Annotated in this window: 17 protein-coding genes, 1 pseudogene and 1 riboswitch; of the genes and pseudogenes, 6 read left to right on the top strand and 12 right to left on the bottom strand. The window is 56.3% G+C overall.

Going from position 1 to position 19,792, the window contains the following annotated elements; all coding sequences use genetic code 11:
- Position 1: 1 nt before the first annotated feature.
- Genes EKM04_RS12705 through EKM04_RS12675 form a run of 7 tightly spaced genes read right to left on the bottom strand, consistent with a single transcriptional unit; the run spans position 2 to position 8,068 of the window.
- Entirely contained in the window at positions 2-1,549 is a 1,548-nt protein-coding gene (locus EKM04_RS12705; protein WP_183894726.1) for a gamma-glutamyltransferase, read from the bottom strand.
- Positions 1,549-2,226, bottom strand: coding sequence for an RraA family protein (locus EKM04_RS12700; protein WP_183894724.1), 678 nt, complete (start codon positions 2,224-2,226; stop codon positions 1,549-1,551). The genes EKM04_RS12705 and EKM04_RS12700 overlap by 1 nt, the downstream gene beginning before the upstream one ends.
- Positions 2,223-3,869 (bottom strand): ABC transporter ATP-binding protein, encoded by a 1,647-nt coding sequence (locus tag EKM04_RS12695; RefSeq protein WP_183894722.1) that lies wholly within the window; start codon positions 3,867-3,869, stop codon positions 2,223-2,225. Before EKM04_RS12695 ends, EKM04_RS12700 begins: the two co-directional genes overlap by 4 nt.
- A 2-nt stretch (positions 3,870-3,871) precedes the next feature.
- Positions 3,872-4,696 (bottom strand): creatininase family protein, encoded by an 825-nt coding sequence (locus EKM04_RS12690; RefSeq protein ID WP_234910898.1) that lies wholly within the window; start codon positions 4,694-4,696, stop codon positions 3,872-3,874.
- Positions 4,696-6,273 (bottom strand): ABC transporter substrate-binding protein, encoded by a 1,578-nt coding sequence (locus EKM04_RS12685; RefSeq protein ID WP_183894718.1) that lies wholly within the window; start codon positions 6,271-6,273, stop codon positions 4,696-4,698. Before EKM04_RS12685 ends, EKM04_RS12690 begins: the two co-directional genes overlap by 1 nt.
- Before the next feature lie 27 nt (positions 6,274-6,300).
- Positions 6,301-7,137, bottom strand: a complete 837-nt coding sequence (locus EKM04_RS12680) for an ABC transporter permease (protein ID WP_174154159.1) — start codon at positions 7,135-7,137, stop codon at positions 6,301-6,303.
- A gap of 10 nt (positions 7,138-7,147) precedes the next feature.
- Positions 7,148-8,068, bottom strand: a complete 921-nt coding sequence (locus EKM04_RS12675; protein ID WP_183894716.1) for an ABC transporter permease — start codon at positions 8,066-8,068, stop codon at positions 7,148-7,150.
- Positions 8,069-8,192: 124 nt separating this feature from the next.
- On the opposite strand from EKM04_RS12675, the gene EKM04_RS12670 reads away from it, so the two are divergent.
- Together EKM04_RS12670 and EKM04_RS12665 are read left to right on the top strand one after the other, a co-directional pair.
- Entirely contained in the window at positions 8,193-9,119 is a 927-nt protein-coding gene (locus EKM04_RS12670) for a LysR family transcriptional regulator (RefSeq protein WP_183894714.1), read from the top strand.
- A gap of 34 nt (positions 9,120-9,153) precedes the next feature.
- A pseudogene (locus EKM04_RS12665) lies at positions 9,154-9,267 on the top strand (LLM class flavin-dependent oxidoreductase); the annotation flags it as partial.
- Positions 9,268-9,324: 57 nt separating this feature from the next.
- Here EKM04_RS12665 and EKM04_RS12660 read toward each other — a convergent pair.
- Complete coding sequence (locus tag EKM04_RS12660) at positions 9,325-11,142, bottom strand: ABC transporter ATP-binding protein (RefSeq protein WP_183894712.1); 1,818 nt, start codon at positions 11,140-11,142, stop codon at positions 9,325-9,327.
- A 56-nt stretch (positions 11,143-11,198) separates the two neighbouring features.
- Here EKM04_RS12660 and EKM04_RS12655 point away from each other — a divergent pair, with 56 nt between their 5' ends.
- Complete coding sequence (locus EKM04_RS12655) at positions 11,199-11,477, top strand: hypothetical protein (protein WP_183894710.1); 279 nt, start codon at positions 11,199-11,201, stop codon at positions 11,475-11,477.
- A gap of 123 nt (positions 11,478-11,600) precedes the next feature.
- Positions 11,601-12,260: a peroxiredoxin gene (locus tag EKM04_RS12650; RefSeq protein WP_183894708.1), complete on the top strand. Its 660-nt coding sequence runs from the start codon at positions 11,601-11,603 to the stop codon at positions 12,258-12,260.
- Positions 12,261-12,390: 130 nt separating this feature from the next.
- Here the strand turns inward: EKM04_RS12650 and EKM04_RS12645 are convergent, their stop codons facing one another.
- Positions 12,391-14,544 carry a catalase gene (locus EKM04_RS12645; RefSeq protein ID WP_183894706.1) on the bottom strand — a complete coding sequence of 718 codons (2,154 nt, stop codon included), beginning with the start codon at positions 14,542-14,544 and terminating at the stop codon, positions 12,391-12,393.
- Positions 14,545-14,961: 417 nt separating this feature from the next.
- On the opposite strand from EKM04_RS12645, the gene EKM04_RS12640 reads away from it, so the two are divergent.
- Both EKM04_RS12640 and ribB read left to right on the top strand, forming a co-directional pair.
- Positions 14,962-16,125 (top strand): TadE/TadG family type IV pilus assembly protein, encoded by a 1,164-nt coding sequence (locus EKM04_RS12640; RefSeq protein ID WP_234910897.1) that lies wholly within the window; start codon positions 14,962-14,964, stop codon positions 16,123-16,125.
- Positions 16,126-16,415: 290 nt separating this feature from the next.
- A riboswitch (FMN riboswitch) is annotated at positions 16,416-16,560 on the top strand.
- A 113-nt stretch (positions 16,561-16,673) separates the two neighbouring features.
- A complete protein-coding gene (ribB, locus tag EKM04_RS12635; RefSeq protein ID WP_183894702.1) occupies positions 16,674-17,321 on the top strand; it encodes a 3,4-dihydroxy-2-butanone-4-phosphate synthase in 648 nt (215 codons plus the stop codon).
- Positions 17,322-17,390: 69 nt separating this feature from the next.
- Here the strand turns inward: ribB and EKM04_RS12630 are convergent, their stop codons facing one another.
- From EKM04_RS12630 to EKM04_RS12620, 3 genes are all read right to left on the bottom strand, one after another.
- On the bottom strand, positions 17,391-18,326 hold the full coding sequence (locus EKM04_RS12630; protein ID WP_174154168.1) for a dihydrodipicolinate synthase family protein: 936 nt from the start codon (positions 18,324-18,326) through the stop codon (positions 17,391-17,393).
- 127 nt (positions 18,327-18,453) lie between these two features.
- Positions 18,454-19,173: a GntR family transcriptional regulator gene (locus EKM04_RS12625; protein ID WP_183894700.1), complete on the bottom strand. Its 720-nt coding sequence runs from the start codon at positions 19,171-19,173 to the stop codon at positions 18,454-18,456.
- 144 nt (positions 19,174-19,317) lie between these two features.
- Positions 19,318-19,792: methyl-accepting chemotaxis protein (locus tag EKM04_RS12620; protein WP_252094058.1), on the bottom strand; the 475-nt coding region annotated here is incomplete at its 5' end.

Here is a 19,792-nt window from a genome sequence, read left to right as displayed (position 1 = left end):
TCTATGCGACAGCGGCGAAAGCGGCTGGATAGCTCGTATCAGCCATTCCGATAAATCTTTCGCCGCGACGACCAATCATACCTGGTGCAGCAAACGGTCTGGGGAAAACAACCTGCGCGGCGGGTCTGACGCTGGCGATCTCCGACAGCGCTGCGATGTAGGTGGCGGGCATATCCACGTTGACGATGATGTCACTGTGCGGACCGGTGGTCATGCGCGGCATGTTCATCGCGTCTTCAATATCCATGCCGGCGTGAACAATCATTCCCGTCAGTTGCGCGAGCGATGGGACAATCTGGTTGCCCCCTGCGGCGCCATAGGCGGCGAAGGTGCCGTTCGGGTCCGTAACGACGACAGGGCACATATTGCTGGACGCATAGGCATTGGGGGTTAGGGAATTGGCGCGGCCCGGCGTGGGGTCAAACCAAGACATGCCATTATTGAGGAGAATGCCGGTGGAGGGAGACATTGCCCTTGCACCGAACCGGTTGAGCAGCGTGAAGGTGATCGCGACCATCCGCCCTTCGGAATCCACGGCATTCACCTGGGTCGTGCTGGTCTTGTTGGTTGTTTCTGCCGGATTGAGCCTGCGGCGATGGGCGCCAAAGGCCTCCCACAAGGCGTACGACATCGTCGTGAAGAAACGCGCATCAACAGGGCCGGCCCCACGCTTTTCGTCAAAGAACGACAAGGCTTCGAACAGACGCTGTCCCGCACTCGTGTCTCCCGCCACATGAAGGGTCTTGCCCTGTAACGACATCTTCCGCGCAGGGTAGATCAATGGTTCGTAAGCCACCAGATCCTCAAGTGTCATGAAGCTTCCACCCGCGCGCATATCGGCGATCAGCTGTTGCCCGACAGATCCTCCATAAAGCGCATCCGGGCCTTCACTCGCCAGCGTTTCCAGTGTTCCGACAAGCGCTTTCAACGGCAGAACCGTTCCAGGTTCCGGTGGATAACCATCCGGCAGGAACACCGAACGCGCACCTTCGTCTTTTGCGAGACCGGATGCGGCGATAGCGATAGCCAGTGTCGTATGCCAGTCCACCACAAGGCCCTTTCGCGCTCTTTCGATGGCTGGTGCAAGCGCTGCATCAAAACCGATTGTGCCGTAGCGCTTCAGCGCCTGCGCGAAACCGCGCACGCATCCCGGAATAACAGCCGCAGTAAAGCCGTCGACGTTGCGGTTCTCCACGGACGCTGGATGTCCGATGAACGTCTTTATGCTGGGGTCTGGTTTGTAGAAGGCGGCGTCGAAGGATGATGGAACGCGCCCAGTAAATTCGATTGTATCAACCGTGCCATCCGGTTGCGCCACCAGCATGTAACCGCATGCTGCAAGACTGGTCATCCAAGGCTCGACCGTCTGGAGAGTGAACGCTGCTGTCACCGCCGCATCGACAGCATTTCCACCTGCGCGCAGCACAGCGGCCCCGGCTTCTGCTGCGACAAAATGCTGTGAGGTCACCACACCGCGTTCGCTAACGCCGGCAGACTTGCGGGTTGTACTGCGCTCTACGCGCAGGTGATCGAACTGCGGATTTTCCATTACCTCGTCTCCAGCGCTGTCGCCACCATTCGGCTGGCACCCGAAAGGTCACCCAGCTTTTCACCAGCTTCGATCTTGCCCTTGTTGCGACCGGCGCGCGCTTGCCTGATCATCGCCTCGGCGACGACCTCCTCGGCCTCATCGATTGGGATGACAACAATACCACTGGCATCCGCAACGACGATATCACCGGGCATGACCGGAACATTGCCGCAGGAGACGGGAAGGTTGAGCGAGCCACCCAGGTCATTCAGCCGGGTTGTTATGCCCGAGACGCCACGAGACCATAGCGGCATACCAAGTTCGATTATTTCTTCGACATCCGTACACGGCCCGTCAATGACGACGCCGATTGCGCCCGCGGTTTTGATAGCAAATGCAACGCCGCCGCCGATGCAGGCGTGCCGATCATCTCCCAACCGGTCAACGAACAAAAAGTCACCAGGCCGTATGAAGGACACCGCATGGTGAAGCAGCGTCGAGTCCGTCGCGGGAATGGCAACGGTGACAGCCGTACCAACCCATGTGCGCCCCACCTCGACCACGGGGCTGATGGCGTGGTGAACGAAACCACGGTGACGGAAATGGCCGATCGTGGCGACCTCGACACTCTCAAATCGTGCAACAAGATCTGGATCGACTTGCTTCGGTTGGTTGCCAATATGATATTTTTTCATGATATGTCCTCTGCGGGTATGCGGGCATCCGGCATCGCTTGGTTGTGCTGCCAGCCTTTGCCCGGAACCGCTGCAAGCAGTTCTTTGGTGTAAGCCTCTTTCGGCGCTCCAAACAACGACGCGGGATCGCCGCGCTCGACGATGCGGCCATGGCGCATGACGGCGATGTTGTCGCAGATCTGGCTTGCTACTCTCAGATCATGCGTGATGAACAGAATGCCGAAGCCGAGCCGAGCCTGCATCGTTGCCAGCAGTTCCAGAACCTGCGCCTGTACGGATACGTCGAGAGCAGAGACGGATTCGTCGGCGATCAGCAGTTCCGGTTCTACCGCGAGCGCACGGGCAATGCAGATGCGCTGCCTTTGTCCGCCGGAAAACTCATGCGGAAACCGTGTCGCCGAAGCGCGGTCAAGACCACAGGCCTCCAGCAAATCAAGCGCCCGGTGCATGGCCGCCTTTGCGGCGAGCCCGTGGACGATCGGCCCTTCGGCGATGGCGTCACCGATCCGTTGACGAGGATCGAGCGCCGTATAAGGGTCCTGGAAAACGATCTGGACCTTGCGCCGAGCCTCGCGCAGCGATTTGCCGCGCAGGCCGGAGAAATCACCATCGGAAATGACGATATCGCCGCTTTCAGGCTGGACGAGCCGGATCACGCATTGCGCCAGCGTCGATTTTCCTGAGCCGGATTCACCGACCAGTCCAAGCGTTTCACCTCTGCGAATGGTGATGTCGACATTGTCCACAGCCTTGACGACACGACCTGAGCCAAACACGCCCGACATCGAAAACGTCTTGATGATGTTTTTGGCAATCAGAACAGGCGTGCCCAACCCTTCGCGTTCTTTTCGCGGCGTCAGTGTCGGAACCGCTGCCAATAATCGTTTTGTATAATCCTGTCGCGGATGATTAAGCACATCATCACGGGTACCGATCTCGACGAGTTTTCCCTTTTGCATCACGGCCACGCGATCCGCAATCTCCGCCACCACGCCAAAATCATGCGTGATGAAAATGATGCCCGTTTCATGCCGCTCCCGCAATTCAAGCATCAGCTTCAGGATTTGCGCTTGCGTGGTGACATCGAGTGCCGTCGTCGGTTCATCGGCAATCAGGACCGACGGATTGAGCGCCAGTGCCGTGGCAATCATCACACGCTGGCACTGCCCACCGGATAATTGGTGCGGATAGGAATGGAAGATCTGCTCCGGGTTGGGCAGATGCACTTCCTCAAACAGCTTGATGACCCGTTCCTTGATCTGGGATTTCGACAGTGATGTGTGAACGCGAAACGCCTCGGACACCTGTTCGCCAATCCTGAAGATGGGATTGAGTGCCGCCGTTGGTTCCTGAAAAATCATGGCAATGCTGCGGCCGGTGATGCCGCGCCGCGCCGCGTCGTCTATCGTCAGGAGGTTCTTGTTTTCGAACATCACCTGACCGATCGGTTTGCCGAGATTGCTGGGCAATAACCCCATGGTCGCCAATGCCGTCAGGGATTTTCCCGACCCGGATTCTCCGACGATGCACAGAATCTCGCCCTTGGCGACGCTGAGAGACAAATCTTCGACGGCAAAACCACGGTCCGCGCCTTGAGGCAAGGGAACGCTCAGATGATCGATCGATAACCTTACGTCACTCATGGTCACATCGCCTTTTGTGTCTGGTGGGAAGGGGAGCGCATATCCCACGCGCGCATATGGTCGACAAACCGGCTGCAGAAACCGACGAGATGTTCGACGATCCGCTGGCCGTTTTCGGCGCTTGCCAGTTCGGGGTCCCCACCCAGCATGCCGTCGGCGTTCACTTCATGGCAGTTGAGCGGCACATGAACCGGCATGCCCTCGAACTGCACAGTGTTGACGCCGCCGGTGGGAAGTCCGAATGCCTTGGCACGACCTGCCGGTTTTCTGAGGTCCATTCGCAGCAAATCCGGGAACAGGTGCATGTACACCGAGGTTAGAGGTTCGCCGCCGTGACCGCGTGCCTCGGCCACCGCAGGACCATAAAGATCTTTCCACAAGGTGTCCGGTATGGACTGCCACAGATTGATAGACGCCACTGACACGCCACGCTCTGCCCGAATGCGGCGCACCGCCTGATCGATCAGCGATGCATTCGTCGTGTGACCGTTAAGGATCAAGATATGCTCTATACCGTGGTCCAGGAAGGCGTTGACCATATCCTCAACGACAGCCGAAAATGTCGATGGCCTCAACTGGATGCCACCCGGGATCGTTTTGAAAAAATCCGCATAACCAAAGGGAATGGTCGGAGCAGCGACAGCGCCTGACAGTTCGGCGACCTTGAGCGCGATGGCCTCAGTCAGCATGAAATCCCCCATCGGAGCATGAGGCCCTTGCTCTTCCTGGCTCCCGAAAGGAAGCAGCATGACGGGCTTTTCAGGAAGGCGTTCGCGAAACTCCGCGAACGTCATGTCCTTGAGGGCATTTTTCTGCACGGTTGCCATCATACGAACTTGAAGTAATCGCCGTAGATGCGCATTTCGCCATTGGGCTTGAGGCGGAACTCTATCCCGTCCCGATGCGCACAATTATAGACGCTCTTCCAGAAATAGTACCCGGGCGTTACCCGCTGCCATTCATCCGAAAGCGCCAGATAGGCCTTTTTCCGGTCTTCGAACTCCGTCGTGGCATCGAATTTCTTGCCGAGTTCGATGAACTCGGGGGTTGGATCCCAGGTCTTCCAGGTCGCCGTCGAACGGGACGCCGTTGGGCCCCAATCGAGCCAGAGTGGCTGATAGGGATCACCCGGAATGAAGTCCGAGCTCATCGACATGTTCATCATGTGGTACGGCCTGCGATAAACCAGCTCGAAATTGTCCAACACCTGAGCCTGAACATTGACGCCGATTTCACGCCATTGCTCAATCATGATTTCGGCTGCAGCTTCGTAGTTCGGATAGAACTGGCGCGTGATGTGCCAGAGCAAAGGTTCCCCTTTGTATTTTGTCTTTGCGACCAGCGCCTTGGCAGCTTCCACATCATAGGGCAGCTTGACCGGCAAATTCGGGTCGTAAAACTTGCCATATTCCTTGAAGTTGAACGGCACCGCCGGGTGCTCGGTCGTTCCATTGAACAGCGCCTGCACGATGGCGTTCATGTCGATCGCCTGCACCATCGCATAGCGAAGGTTGGGATCGACAAGCGGATTGTCGACCGGATCGGGCCGTGTATTGAATGCAAGTGCGGGATAATTATCCGCCAGGACACGCTTCAGCGTCACACCGTCATAGCTCTCAAGAGAGGCTTCCTGATCGGTGGGAATGTTGACGATGAAGTCGAATTCCTTGGACACGAGACCTGCCATGCGGGCGGCAAATTCCGGAATGATTTTCCAGTTGATTGTCTGAGCCGGCGGTGGCCCCGCCCAATAGTCGTCAAACGCCTCCAGCACCATGATCTCGCCGGACCGAAACGTCGTAACCTTGTAAGGTCCTGTCCCGATGGGCTTCTGGCCAAAGGCATCGACGCCCACTTCCAGATAGTATTTTTTCGGAACGACGAAACCGACGTAACCCGTCAGTTTGGCCGGGATATTGGGGTCAGGTGCCACGGTCTCGATCTCGAACGTATATTTTCCGGTCGCTTCGACACGTTTGAATCCCGCCGTAAACGTCTTACCGCGCGGTTCGAACGGTTTTTCGCCCCAAAGGCGCTCAGGTGACAGGGTAAAGACCGCATCTTCGGCTGTCATTTCACTGCCATCGTGGAATTTCACGCCTTCGCGCAGCGTGAATGACCAGATATTTCCCTTCTGCTCCCATTTTGTCGCAAGCTTGGGAGCGAAGATCAGACCGTTCTCATCATTGATGTAATCGCGCTCGACCAGCGTGTCGTAGAAATTGGGGAAAATGCGACGCGATGTCGTGGAGATGCCGTTGATGGGCGCCATCGTGGCCCATAGATTATCAACTGCGATGTTGAGGGTTGGTCGCTGCCGGGCCTGCGCCAATGGCACACGGCCCGCGAGGGTAACCGCGCCCGCTGCGAGAAAAAGACTTCCAACTTCACGCCTGGTAAACATATTCTACGCTCCTTGGTCGCGTTCTATTTATGCGTTTCGGCCCTGTAGCATCGGATCAAGCCGGTCACGCAGCCAGTCGCCGACAATGCTCATTGACAGTGTTACGAGGAAAATGACCGTGCCGGGCCAAACCGAAATCCACCAGGCGGTCGAGAGATAGTCACGGCCGTCGCCAAGGATCTGGCCGAGGCTTGTCTGAGGCGCCTGAATGCCAAGGCCCAAAAAGCTCAGTGACGTCTCAAGCAGAATGATCTGCGGAAAGGTCAGCGTGACCTGCACGATCAGCGCGCTGGCGACATTTGGCAGCACATGTCGCAAGTACAGCCTGCTGTTTCCCGCTCCAAGCGCGACGATTGCCTTGGCATAGGGTTGATTGACCGCCGAAAGCACCACACCTCTGGCAAGACGGGCATATTTTTCCCATCCGAACAGTCCCATCAACAGGATAAACAGGGTGAGGCTGTTACCGAAGAATGCCAGCAAGGTCAGCGTAATCAGGATAAACGGCAGCGATGCCTGAAAATCGACCAGCATCATCAGCACTTCATCGACCCAGCCCCGAAAATGTGCGGCAACAAAGCCGATGAGGGAGCCGAACACGGCTCCGATAATGGTGCCTGCGACTGCCACCGTCAGAGACATTTGCAGACCGGCGATAACGCGGGCCACCATGTCGCGACCAATACGATCGGTACCAAGGGGGAAATCGGGATTCCCGCCCAGAAATGCTGGCGGTTTCAGGCGCGCCAGCAGGTTTTGCTGCGTGACGCCGTGCGATGTGAAGATGTTACCGACAATTGCGACAAATGCTGCGAGCAAAAGCACGATCACAGCAAATATGAGAATGGGAGACGTGCGCTTCATCGTGTTCGTCCTAGTTCGAGACGCGAATGCGCGGGTCAAGCAAACCGTAAAGCAGGTCTACAATGAGGTTTGCCGTCACCATTGTCACCGCCATGACAAGGACAAGGCCCTGCACGACTGCGAGATCGCGAGATGAAACCGCAGTGACAAGCAGTCTGCCGACGCCCGGCCACGCAAACACGGTTTCGACCACAATCGCACCACCGATCAGTTCGCCGAGATTGAGCCCCACGATTGTGATGATGGGAATGCCTGCATTAGGAAGGGCGTGGAACACGATACGCTTCCAATAGCTGACCCCCTTGGCGGCCGCAGCGCGGATATAAAGCTTGTCGAGCACCTCCAGCATTGCCGATCGGGTGAAGCGGGCAAGTGTGCCAGCCGTGAACGTCGCAAGGGTGAGAGCGGGCATCAGGATGTGCCAGACGGTGCCGGTTCCAGAACTCGGTAGCCACTGCAAACCCAGTGAAAACAGAAGGATCAAAAGAATTCCGAGAAAGAAGTTCGGAATGGCAAAACCGAAGACGGCAGTGGCCATGATGAGGTTGTCAAACGGAGATCCGCGTTTGATCGCCGCGACGATGCCCGCCGGGATACCGATGAGAATTGCCCCGGCATAGGCGAACAGGCCGAGCATGATCGTCCAGGGTACCCGTTCTGCAATGATGTCGATCACCGCGCGACCGTCGCGGTAAGAGATACCGAACTGGCCGGTTGCCATCTGCCCGACATAACGCAGATATTGGACCCACAGCGAGTCATCGAGACGCCAGAGCGCACGAAACTGCTCGATTTCAACGGGGGTGGCGTCGGCTCCGACCAAAGCCACCACCGGGTCGCCGGACGTTCTCAGAACGACGAATGTGAAGGTAACGACAAACCACAGCGTCAACGCCGTGCGCAATATCTTTAGCAACCAGAAGCGTGTCATTGGGCTCCGTTTTCTGGAACTGATGTTTCAGCTATTCCCGTTTTTTCTATATTTTTTTTAAGATAATCACGGGAATAGATTATTATCTATTACAAAATAAGCCGGGTATTGATATCTACAGGATATGAAATATGGCATCGAATTTCGTCACCTTCATTATTTCGCCTGCGTTGCGGAGGAACTGCACTTCAGTCGTGCGGCAGACAGGCTTGGCATGGCCCAGGCGCCTCTCAGCCAGCAGATCCGTCAGCTTGAAGACCGCATTGGAACCCCCCTTTTTCTTCGAACGACGCGAAGCGTGAAACTGACACCAGCGGGAGAAATCTTCCTGCGGCACGCCATGGAAATCCTAGGGGGGATAGATCGGGCGGTCACGCACACCCGTTCTATTTCTGGCGACGATAGTGGAACGATCTCCGTCAGCGGCGTCCATGTCGCCTTGTCCCACGTATTACCAGGCGTCATTGCTCAGTTTCACACGAAATATCCGGCGATACAGGTGGACGTCCAACTCCTGGGAACTGCGAGCCAACTGGAGATGCTTCAGAACGGCAATGTGCAAGTCGCTTTCATTCGGCCGACAAACCCTGCCGGTTTTTTGAAGACAGAACATTTGCTGCGAGAGGGTTTCGTCGCCGTCTTGCCAAAGCATCACAGGCTTGCGGAACAAACCAGTATCGGCGTCAAGGATTTTGCTGGAGAACCCATCATCACCTACGCGCCAACGGTCGGCGCAAGTTATCACCATGTCATCATGGACGCATTTCGTCGTGCCGGCATTTATCCGATGGTGGTTCAGGAAGTGTCCCACACCCTCGCAATCGCGACGCTTGTCGCTGCGGGCGTCGGTATCGCAATCGCACCCTCCTGGCTCGCCCATAATCTTAGCCCACATCTGGTCTACCGTGCGCTGACGGAGATACCGGACGAGGTGGAACTCGTCGTGGGCTGGCAGGCCAATGAAAAATCGAAAGCCGTGCTCGATTTCGTCGAATTTTCAAGGCGGCAATTTTCCGGCCGAAACCGTCTTTTGCCTGCAGATATCGCGTAGCCGCGCACTATTCGAAAGGGAAAACTTGACGTGAGATGAAGCCGTCGCTGAGGCCGACGCCCTGCTGTTGACGATCCCGAACCAGCAGGGCGTCGATGACAGCGTCCCTGTTCTCGATTCGATTTTGAAACACGTCGCGCCAGAACTGGCCTGCGTTGATGGTACAGGGTCCACGGCATCCATGAAGGCCGTGGACCAGCGCCGTCTATTCGGCGACATCCAGAACCAGTCCCTTCGTCAGTTCCAGTGCCTGACGCTCGAAGAGACCGCGATAAATGCCACCCTTCTTCTGGATGAGGCTGACATGCGTGCCCTCTTCGGCAATCGTTCCGTGGCTGAACACCAGCAACCGATCGAGCGAGCGGACCGTCGATAGACGGTGCGCGACAACCAGTGTCGTCCGCCCCAGCATCAACCGTTCCATCGCGGTCTGAATCAGCATTTCCGATTCCGAATCCAGGCTGGACGTCGCCTCGTCGAGAATGAGGATCGGGGCATCGGCGAGAAACGCTCTTGCGATTGCAATCCGCTGGCGCTCCCCACCTGAAAGCTTGACACCGCGCTCACCCACCAGCGTGCCATAACCCTTCGGCAGCGCTGTGATGAAGCCGTGGGCGCTTGCCAGCTTTGCGGCGTTCTCGATCTCGAGCTGCGTGGCGTTCGGCCGCGCATAGGCGATGTTTTCCGCAAGTGAGCGATGAAACAGGATCGGTTCCTGCTGCACGATGGCGATCTGCTGGCGCAGCGATGCCTGCGACACTTGCGAAATATCCTGCCCGTCGATGCTGACAGTGCCATCGCTGACGTCATGCAGCCGCTGGATCAGCTTGATGAAGGTCGTCTTGCCCGAACCGGAATGACCCACAAGACCCACCCGCTCACCCGGCTTGATGGTGACCGAAAAGTCCTTGTAGAGGGGTGCGAGATGTTTGCCATAGTGGAAGCTCACCCGCTCGAATTCGATTTTCCCCTCATCGATGACAAGCGTTTTTGCATGGGCGACATCATCGATGCCAAGCGGCTGCGAATGGATAGACACCAGTTCCTCCATATCGTTGACCGAGCGTTGCAGGTTGCGAATATGCATACCGATCTCACGCAGGTAGCCCTGGAGGATGAAGAAGGCCGTCAGAACGAAGGTGATATCACCGGCATTGGCATTCCCACTGGCCCACAGTAAAAGCGCAAGACCGATCACCCCTGCCCGCATGATGCTGAGCAGGCCCGCCTGCAGGGTGCCGTTGATGGTGCCACGCGTCCATGTGCGCTTTGTTCTGTCCTGCCACTTGCCCATGACACGTGTCAGGCGCAGGTCCTCACGTTCCTCGGCACCGAATGCCTTGACCACCGCATTGCAGGTCACGGCATCGGCCAACGATCCGCCAAGCCGGGTATCCCAGGCATTGGCAAGACTGGCCATCGGCGCAACGTAGCCAAGCGCCATGCAGACGGTGATGACCACAAACAGCACGGAACCGAGCCCGACGAGCAGACCCATCATTGGCCAGTACCATGTCATCAGAACGGTGGAGCCGATCAGCATGACGATGGAAGGAAACAGCGCGACGAATACCGTGTCGTTCAACAGATCGAGCGCCCACATGCCGCGTGTCACCTTACGCACGGTAGAGCCTGCGAAGCTGTTGGCGTGCCAATCGGAGGAAAAGCGCTGGATGCGGTGAAACGAGTCGGCGGCAATATCCGTCATCGATCGCAGCGTGAAGCTGATGATCGTCATGAAGGTCGCATGACGCAGGATGACCGCCAGAACGGCGAGGCCCATAAGCCATGAAAATGCAGTGAGCGCATTGTTCCACACATCAGGATCGTTTGCCGTACCCGATACGACGGCGTCGACCAGCTGACCGGCAAACATCGGCGTCAGCACGTCGGCCAGCGTTGAAAACAAGACGGCGACAAGCATGAAAGCAACACGACCGGGCTGCCTGCGCCAATGCTGCCAACAGAAGCGAAAAACGCTGCGGAACGCCTGACTTCGGCGTAATTTCAAACCAAATGACATGATAAGCACCCGGCAGCGGCCGGTCCCATGAAAAGAATGAAAAGGGAATCCGCGCTATGTCGCTGCGCGAAAGAAATTCAGAAAAAGACAGAAGGAACCGGGCTTACCGGTTGTCGTGTGGCGATCTCTTGAAGAAAAAAGAAAGAGAGCGTCAGCTCTTTGAGGCTGAAGCCACCGGGGAGTTTGAAAAATATGCCATCGAATACCTCCCTCGTTCAGGTTGCTGGAAGCAGAATACGCGGCGTTTATCGAAACGCCAACCCCGTTTCATGCATCAGGCGTCACTAAACCTTAAGGTGCGGCAGAGTTGCAACAGGGTGGGACGCGCAAAATGATTGCCGGCAGATGTTAGCAAGCGAATATTTCTCCTCGATATCGGCACTATTCTGGATGATTATTTGGCGACTTCTGTTGGGTAAAAGGTGAATATCGGCCCATAACTTATGCTGGAGCATGCCATGACGTTGCGGATCAATCAGACTGCCCCCGACTTTACAGCAGACACAACACAGGGATCGATCAGTTTCCACGAGTGGATCGGAGACAGCTGGGCTGTTCTGTTTTCCCACCCCAAGAATTTCACGCCCGTCTGCACCACGGAGCTCGGCGCGATGGCCGGTCTCGATGGGGAGTTCAAGGCACGCAATGTGAAGGTCATCGGTATCTCGGTCGATCCGGTGGAAAGCCACTCGAAATGGAAGCAGGACATCCAGACGGCAACCGGCTTTGAGGTTGGCTACCCGCTAATCGGCGACAAGGACCTCAAGATCGCCAAGCTCTATGACATGCTGCCGGATGATGCGGGCGAAAGCTCCGAAGGACGCACACCTGCCGATAACGCCACTGTGCGTTCCGTCTATGTCATCGGCCCTGATAAGAAGATCAAGCTGATCCTCACCTATCCGATGACGACAGGCCGTAACTTCGATGAGATCCTGCGCACCATCGACTCGATCCAGCTGACGGCAAAACATCAAGTCGCCACGCCTGCCAACTGGAAACAGGGGGACGACGTGATCATTACGGCTGCGGTCTCCAATGAGGATGCGATAACGCGGTTTGGATCATTCGAAACGGTGCTGCCATATTTGCGCAAGACGAAGCAGCCGCAGGCTTGATGGTCGGGTCGGACAAGATGATTTTCACCTTTTGACACCAAGAACGTGACACAAAACAAAGCCCGTTGCTCTGCCCTTGCTAAGCGGGACTGTAGCGGCACTAGGTGCCGCTACAGTCGTCACAGGGACTTTATGGAAGCTCTCGGACGGAAGGCTCTCTGTCCCAGTGCCTTTGTGCCGCAACGCTCATGAACTGCTCGATGGGGACAACGCCGTCATCGATTTCGACATTGGCTCGATCAAGCAGCAGCTTGGTCGCCTTGCAATAGCCGATGGTTTTGCAATGCCCGTAGGCATCCATGAACCATTGTACCGCGGCGGCTTCCTTTTTGAGCTTTTCAGCGGCCTCAGGCGCCAGGACCGAAGCGACGGCATCGAAAATGAACGATGGTGAGCCAGCCAATTGTCCATCGGCCTTCAGTTCCCCGCCATCGACTTTCAAGCCGCCAACTTTTCTTGCAACAAGGAAAGCGGTTCCGCCTGCTTTTTCAATATCGGCCACTAGCGTGTCGATGGACGCCTTGTTAGATCCTTCGTCGAAGAGGATGCCGACTTTACGGCCCTGCAGCGTTTTGAGGTCGTTCTTCTGAATGGACAATGCGTCCGACGTCGCCATGTCGATCGGTTGTTTTGCGGGCGTCGATTTTTCCGGCAAGTCTATCCCCAAACCATCCGCTACTCTTTGGGCTAGCCCCTCATCGATGTTGCGGAGATTGGAAACGACGTTTGTTCTGACGTGCGGCATCTGAACTTTGGAAAGTTCAAAAACGAGTGCCGAAACGATATGGGCTTTCTCGTTATTCGTTTGCGAGTTGAAGAACATGCGGGCCTGGCTGTAGTGGTCCGCAAACAGTGCGTCGCGCTGGCGCAGCTTCTGCGTTGGGTCATTCCGTTCAGCGTTCTCACGAAAGGTCGCAAAACCACTCGTCGCGGATGCACGAGGCCCGCTGTCTTCGCCGGCTTCAGACAAGCTGTTGGGCTCGTAGTTCGCCCGTCCTTTCGGAACAAGCGTCTGCATAAGGCCATCGCGCTGGAAATTATGAAACGGACACTTGGGAGCGTTGACCGGGATCTGGTGGAAATTCGTAGTTCCCAAGCGAGACTTCTGCGTATCGAGATACGAGAACAGTCGTCCCTGTAACAGAGGATCGTTGCTGAAATCGATACCAGGGATGACGTTGCTTGGGAGGAACGCGACCTGTTCCGTCTCGGCAAAGAAGTTATCGACGTTGCGGTTCAGGGTCATTTTCCCGATAATCTCGACGGGAATGTCTTCTTCAGGAATGAGTTTCGTTGCATCCAGCACGTCGTAGGGCTGCTTCATTGCCCACTCTTCATCGAAGATCTGTATGCCGAGATCCCAGGCGGGGAAGTCGCCCTTATCGATGGATTCAAACAGGTCACGGCGTTGGAAATCCGGATCTGCGCCTGCAATTTTGACCGCTTCGTCCCATGTCGTAGATGCCAGACCGAGGTGAGGCTTCCAGTGGAACTTCACGAACTTGCCTTCGCCTTTCTCATTCACGAACCTGAAGGTGTGAACGCCGAAGCCTTCCATCATTCGGAAAGAACGCGGTATCGTGCGATCAGACATAGCCCACATGATCATGTGCATGGATTCCGGCATCAGGCTAACGAAATCCCAAAAGGTATCATGGGCTGATGCTGCCTGCGGATAGCCTCGGTCTGCCTCCATCTTGACACTGTGAATGAGGTCAGGGAACTTGATCGCGTCCTGGATGAAGAAGACCGGGATATTGTTGCCGACCAAATCCCAGTTACCGGTCTCGGTGTAGAACTTGACGGCAAAGCCCCTGACGTCACGGGGGGTGTCGACCGACCCTGCACCGCCAGCAACTGTGGAGAAGCGGACGAAGACCGGACAGGCGTTGCCGACCTTTTGAAAAATGGAGGCTTTCGTCAGGCCGGGAATGCTCTTGGTGCATTCAAAAACGCCATGAGCGCCCGATCCGCGCGCATGTACGATCCGCTCGGGGATCCGCTCATGGTCGAAATGGAAGATTTTTTCTCTTAGAACGAAGTCCTCAAGAAGCGTGGGGCCTCGGCTCCCCGCCTTCAGACTGTTCTGGTTATCGGAAATCCGATGTCCGAAGTTATCGGTCAGAAACGCGCCATCGTCAGCATCGTCGCCGGGAACCTTCTGGTGCAGCTCGCCACCTTCAGCGTGATGCTGTTCAGGCGTAAACTGTCCGCTGCCGGGAGGCTGAGCCCTCAATGCGTTTTCAGTGCTGGGCGAATTTTCGCTATCATTGCGCTCTGTCATGGAATTTCCCTTTTAAAGGATTGAGGGGAAGATAACCCGAAGCGCATGTCCTGGCGTTGGATTGCCGATGGCTGGGCTGCTCACCAGAGAGAATGTTCACCGCCCCTGACGGTTCCCTAATATAATGAGATTTCGATGGATCTTGCGCGCTCAACCCAAGCGGCGGCCTTCGTCTCCCGCTGGTTAGGCCGGCGACGGCAGCGGGCAGAATAGAACTGATTCCACATTCTTAAAAACGATATCGAATTCTTAATATAACAGTTATCCTACATATTCTTATATTTTTAAATAATTGAAATTATTGAATATACAGTATGTATTTTTATGGGGCTTCACATCGTGACAATAGGTTCGAAAGTTTACGCGCTATGGGCGAAACATAGACATTTGATCGGTGACAGCGGTGGAAATTTTGGGATGCTTGCAGCCCTGATGGCGCCAATCTTGCTGGTCTCAGCCGGGGGGGCGGTTGATGTCATGAATGCCATGACCGAAAAAAGGCACTTGCAGGAAAAGCTTGACGCCGGCGTTCTGGCCGCTGCAACGAAGGCAACGCCCCAGGCACAAAGAAGCGAAATCGAGAATTTTTTAGGCGATCTGGTCTCCCAAGACGGTCAGACCATTGATTTAAAGAATGCCGTGTCGGTGGCGTCCAATCCGGATGGAAGTGTCACAGGTGACTATAGGGCAGACTTCAAACCGTCATTTCTGCCGCTGATCGGCATGAACACGATGCTTATTTCGGTGTCGGCCACGGCTTTTGCGCCGAAGGCGAAATCGGCCGGTGCCTGTCTTTACGTTCTCGGAAATCAAAATCAGGCGGTTCTGGTCAACTCCGGTGCCCGGGTAAAGAGCGAAGACTGCGGAATAGACGTCCAGTCCGTCAGCAATCCGGCATTCATCATGAACAGTGGCTCGACGATCGACACCACACGGTTTTGTGTAAAGGGCACGCAGTACATCAAGAATGGCGGCACGCTGAGCAACCTGCAGGTCGGCTGCAACGCGGCCACCGATCCATATGCCGGTAAAATAGCCGAGCCGAAACTCCCGAGCACCTGCACCGAAAGCGGCACGAAGGACGGGCAAACGCAGTCGATCAAGCCGGGCATGCATTGCGATCTGACATTCAACGGCAGTCCAACCGTCACCTTCGAACCAGGTCTTCACATCGTCAAGGGACGCATGATCATCAACAGCAATTCGACGGTCATCGCAAATGGTGTGACGTTCTATTTTCCCGACATCGACAGCGAAATCCGCGCCAATGGGGGCCTCACCTTCAAAGCCTCGCCACCAACGAGCGGCACCTACAAGGGCGTGTTGATGTTTGAGAAAACAAGCAACATGACCGTTGGATCGAACACCCGCCAATACATCTTCAACGGATCGAACGGCGAGACGCTGGAGGGTATCATCTATCTTCCCAACCGCGATGTGACCTATAATTCAACCACCAATCAGGCCAACAAGATTTCGTTGGTGGTCAACACCATGATCATCAATTCCGCCAACTGGACGCTGAAATCCTACGACGGCGGCGACAGCGGAGCGAAAACCGCAGCTCGATTGGTCAAATAAGGCGTCATCTGGTTGAAGGTGCATGACAGGCCCCTTGTGTCCTCTGGCCCCGCCCTCACGGCGGACCATCAGGTCGTGGAGAAGCTGGCCTTGGTCATTCTCAATCTCGATTGACTGGATAGGCCAAGAAGCTCAGCTCCAAGACCGCGTTTGATGAGGATGGCATCCATCAGGACGGTAGATGATCACCACTGTTGCGAGACGGCTCACAGCGCAAATTCTTTTCCCAAATTGGCATTGTGAAGGATAATTTTCATCTTGCTTGACTGCACGTCCCTATTCTATGCTTCACCTGTTCTCAGGGCGGGGCGCAATTCCCCACCGGCGGTATCGGGTTTACCCGCAGCCCGCGAGCGCTTTCGGTTTTACCGAAAGGTCAGCAGATCCGGTGAGATGCCGGAGCCGACGGTATAGTCCGGATGGAAGAGAACGAGGTGGCAGAAACCCGCAAACAGCGGGCTATGCTGCGTTGTTCGCCCAAGGGAGACTTGGCGTTTTTCCAAAAACGCGAAAGTGCCGGAAACGGCAGAACCCTTGAAAGGCAAGACATGACCATTTCGACAATAGACGATGCGATAGCAGCCATTGCGCACGGTGAGATGATCATCGTCGTGGATGACGAGGATCGTGAAAACGAAGGTGATATTATCGTCGCATCCGACAGTATCACGCCACAGCAGATTGCGTTCATGATGAACCATGCTCGCGGCCTCATCTGCGTGGCCGTTCCGGGCGAACGGCTGGACGAACTCGATATTCCGCTGATGGTGCCGCGCAACACCGAGTTTCACAAAACCGCATTCACCGTATCGGTGGACTATATTCCGGGTACCACGACCGGCATTTCCGCCAGCGATCGCGCAACCACCATTCGCGCGCTGGTATCGCCTGAAACCAAGCCGGATGATTTTGCCCGTCCGGGGCACATCTTCCCGTTGCGCGCCCATCCGCTTGGCGTTCTCGGGCGCACGGGCCATACCGAGGCCGCAGTCGATCTTTGCCGTCTGGCCGGCAAATTCCCCAGCGGCACGATCTGCGAAATCGCAAATGACGATGGGACCATGGCACGGCTGCCACAACTGCTCGTCTTTGCGAAACGTCACGGCCTGCCCGTCGTAACGATCAAGGATCTGGTCGATTACCTGACGGCTCGCGAACACATCTCAACCGACATGACTGAAAAGCAGGTTGCCTGAACGGTGAACAGCAAAATGCGCCCTTTCGGGGCGCATTTTTCAACACAAGATCATGGCTAAAGCTGCAGATCAGCCTGCGTAACGCGAAGCGTACCAGGACTTGAAGAGTGTATATTGCGTTTCGAGCTGACGCCGCTGGGAAGCGCTCAATTCGTCGCTCTCATTGAAGTGCAACGCGTATTCCGTGTCACCGTTCAACACCATCAGATATTTGTAGTGCAGCACGAGATCCGGACCCTCATCGTAGGTCGACAGAATGGTCAGTGCTTCCTCGAGTTCCAGCGCATCACGACGCGCTGTCGCGTCGCCCTTTGCCGCCTTCTGGCACAAAGACACGAGATGAAGGACTTCCTTTGGCAGCGCGTTACCGATGCCGGTGATGGCACCACCCGCGCCACAATTGACGAAGCCGTGATAGACGCCGGTGTCGACACCCACCATCAGGGTCAGGTCGTCATCGCCAGCGGTGATGTTTTCAGCCGCATAGGTCATGTCCGCCTTGCCGCCGAACTCCTTGAAACCAATCAGGTTGGCGTAACGCGAGCGCAGATCGAAGAACAGGTCCGCACGGGTGGCAAAGCCATAATAGGGGCTGTTGTAAATCACGGCTGGCAGGCCATTCGCCGCTTCCAGAATGGCCGAAAAATGTGCCTTCTGCGCGGATGAAGACGAACCGCGCGACAAGACACGGGGAATGACCATCAACCCCTTGGCACCGACCTGCGCCGCATGGGCTGCGTGGCTGACGGCCGATTTCGTGTTGATGGCGCCCGTGCCGACGATCACCGGGATACCCGCTTCGGCCAGCCGACGCACACCTTCCTGGCGCTCCGCATCGGTCAGAAGCGGCCAATCACCCATGGAACCGCAATAGACGACAGCCGACATGCCGGCGGCGATCAGATCCTTGCCCGTCTTGACCAGGGCGTCGAAATCGGGGGTCCGATCCGCCTTGCAAGGCGTCATGAGAGCAGGAATGCAGCCAGTGAAAATCGTATCTGCCATTGTCGTCGCCTCGTTCCAATCAAACATAAGACATTCACTACCAAGGAAACGCGTTACTGTCGACAAATAAAATACAAACCCTAACACTCGTATTTCGAAGCCTCGGGATATCGCTTCCCACCCAATCTCAGAGCCGGATATCGACGCTCTGTCTCGTATCGGCCGTAATATAGGACCGGATTTGCTGAACGATCTGGTCGGCATGAACAAGCGCCACCTTATCGGCCCGTTCGACGTCCCGCGAGATGATCGTCTGGATCATGTCCTCATGCTCGCTGACGTAATCACGCGGGAGCACATCATTGAAGGAGGAGTAATAGAGGCGGACGATGCGACGCCCCTCGTCCAGAAGCCGGGTGAACAGCTCGCAATAGTGGCGGTTGCCGCCCGCATAGGCGATAGCAAGATGAAAATCGCGGTTGGTGGAAATCATCGCCAGCACGTCGCGCTCATCGACCGCCCTTTCGAACGACGTCTGAAATGCCCTGATGGTGACGATATTATCCGCCGTATGGTTTGCCGCCGCAAGCCGCGTGGTAACGCGGTACATCAGCGTCAGCGCGTCGAAAAATTCCGGCAAACCGAGAAAGTCGATCTGCGACACGATGGTTGCGCGGTTCGTCAGGGTCGTGATCAGCCCTTCGGCAGACAGTTTGACCAGCGCCTCGCGGATCGGCGTGCGAGACAACTCGAACCGGTCGGAAAGCTGCACCTCGTCAATGGGGCTACCCGGTGCAAGCTTGAGCTCGATGATTTCATTACGAAGCGTCTCATAAACGGTGGAGACACCGAAACCGCGACGGGGCGCCTGCCGCTCCTTGTCGTCAACCCTGTCGTTCGTATTCATCTGCACCCGCATCCTGCAACCATATTGATATTTTCGTTTACGACATTCAACGCGATAACGAAATCCCCATACAGGAAACCGCCCGCGACACGCGCGGGCGGTTTTGATCTTCACCTTATCATCGGGTCGTTCAAGCCATCAGGCTCAAAACTCTTCCCAGTCCGATTTCACCGCGGCATTGCCGTTGAAGGCAGACGCCACCTTGCGGCCCAGCGCACGCGCCGGAGACTGGACGGGACGTTCTGCCTGCGTGGCCTGGCGCACCGGCGCTTCGTAACCGCCGCCCAGCTTGAACTGGCCCAGCAGATGGTTGAGCGAGGCCGCCTCGCGGGCCAGCGTATGACTGGCTGCCGTCTGCTCTTCCACCATGGCTGCGTTCTTCTGCGTGTCCTGGTCCATCTGGTTCACAGCCGTGTTGATCTGCTGGAGACCGGAGGACTGTTCCTGCGCGCCATCCACGATCGCCAGGACGTGACGGTTGATTTCCTGAACTTCGGCAACGATGGTTTCTAGCGCACGACCCGTTTCACCCACCAGCTGCACGCCCTGCTGGACCTGGCCGTTCGATGTCGTGATCAGCGCCTTGATGTCCTTGGCTGCGTTTGCGGAACGCTGGGCC

Source organism: Rhizobium skierniewicense Ch11 (assembly GCF_023757665.1).
Classification (GTDB): domain Bacteria; phylum Pseudomonadota; class Alphaproteobacteria; order Rhizobiales; family Rhizobiaceae; genus Agrobacterium; species Agrobacterium skierniewicense.
The sequence above is the reverse complement of the archived record's forward strand: the minus strand, read 5'-3'. Positions and strand labels throughout refer to the sequence as shown.

Excerpts from the sequence above, each read along its gene's own strand:
- EKM04_RS12705 (WP_183894726.1), bottom strand. The coding sequence starts at position 1,549 with ATGGAAAATCCGCAGTTCGATCACCTGCGCGTAGAGCGCAGTACAACC.
- EKM04_RS12700 (WP_183894724.1), bottom strand. The coding sequence starts at position 2,226 with ATGAAAAAATATCATATTGGCAACCAACCGAAGCAAGTCGATCCAGAT.
- EKM04_RS12695 (WP_183894722.1), bottom strand. The coding sequence starts at position 3,869 with ATGAGTGACGTAAGGTTATCGATCGATCATCTGAGCGTTCCCTTGCCT.
- EKM04_RS12690 (WP_234910898.1), bottom strand. The coding sequence starts at position 4,696 with ATGGCAACCGTGCAGAAAAATGCCCTCAAGGACATGACGTTCGCGGAG.
- EKM04_RS12685 (WP_183894718.1), bottom strand. The coding sequence starts at position 6,273 with ATGTTTACCAGGCGTGAAGTTGGAAGTCTTTTTCTCGCAGCGGGCGCG.
- EKM04_RS12680 (WP_174154159.1), bottom strand. The coding sequence starts at position 7,137 with ATGAAGCGCACGTCTCCCATTCTCATATTTGCTGTGATCGTGCTTTTG.
- EKM04_RS12675 (WP_183894716.1), bottom strand. The coding sequence starts at position 8,068 with ATGACACGCTTCTGGTTGCTAAAGATATTGCGCACGGCGTTGACGCTG.
- EKM04_RS12670 (WP_183894714.1), top strand. The coding sequence starts at position 8,193 with ATGAAATATGGCATCGAATTTCGTCACCTTCATTATTTCGCCTGCGTT.
- EKM04_RS12660 (WP_183894712.1), bottom strand. The coding sequence starts at position 11,142 with ATGTCATTTGGTTTGAAATTACGCCGAAGTCAGGCGTTCCGCAGCGTT.
- EKM04_RS12655 (WP_183894710.1), top strand. The coding sequence starts at position 11,199 with ATGTCGCTGCGCGAAAGAAATTCAGAAAAAGACAGAAGGAACCGGGCT.
- EKM04_RS12650 (WP_183894708.1), top strand. The coding sequence starts at position 11,601 with ATGACGTTGCGGATCAATCAGACTGCCCCCGACTTTACAGCAGACACA.
- EKM04_RS12645 (WP_183894706.1), bottom strand. The coding sequence starts at position 14,544 with ATGACAGAGCGCAATGATAGCGAAAATTCGCCCAGCACTGAAAACGCA.
- EKM04_RS12640 (WP_234910897.1), top strand. The coding sequence starts at position 14,962 with ATGCTTGCAGCCCTGATGGCGCCAATCTTGCTGGTCTCAGCCGGGGGG.
- ribB (WP_183894702.1), top strand. The coding sequence starts at position 16,674 with ATGACCATTTCGACAATAGACGATGCGATAGCAGCCATTGCGCACGGT.
- EKM04_RS12630 (WP_174154168.1), bottom strand. The coding sequence starts at position 18,326 with ATGGCAGATACGATTTTCACTGGCTGCATTCCTGCTCTCATGACGCCT.
- EKM04_RS12625 (WP_183894700.1), bottom strand. The coding sequence starts at position 19,173 with ATGAATACGAACGACAGGGTTGACGACAAGGAGCGGCAGGCGCCCCGT.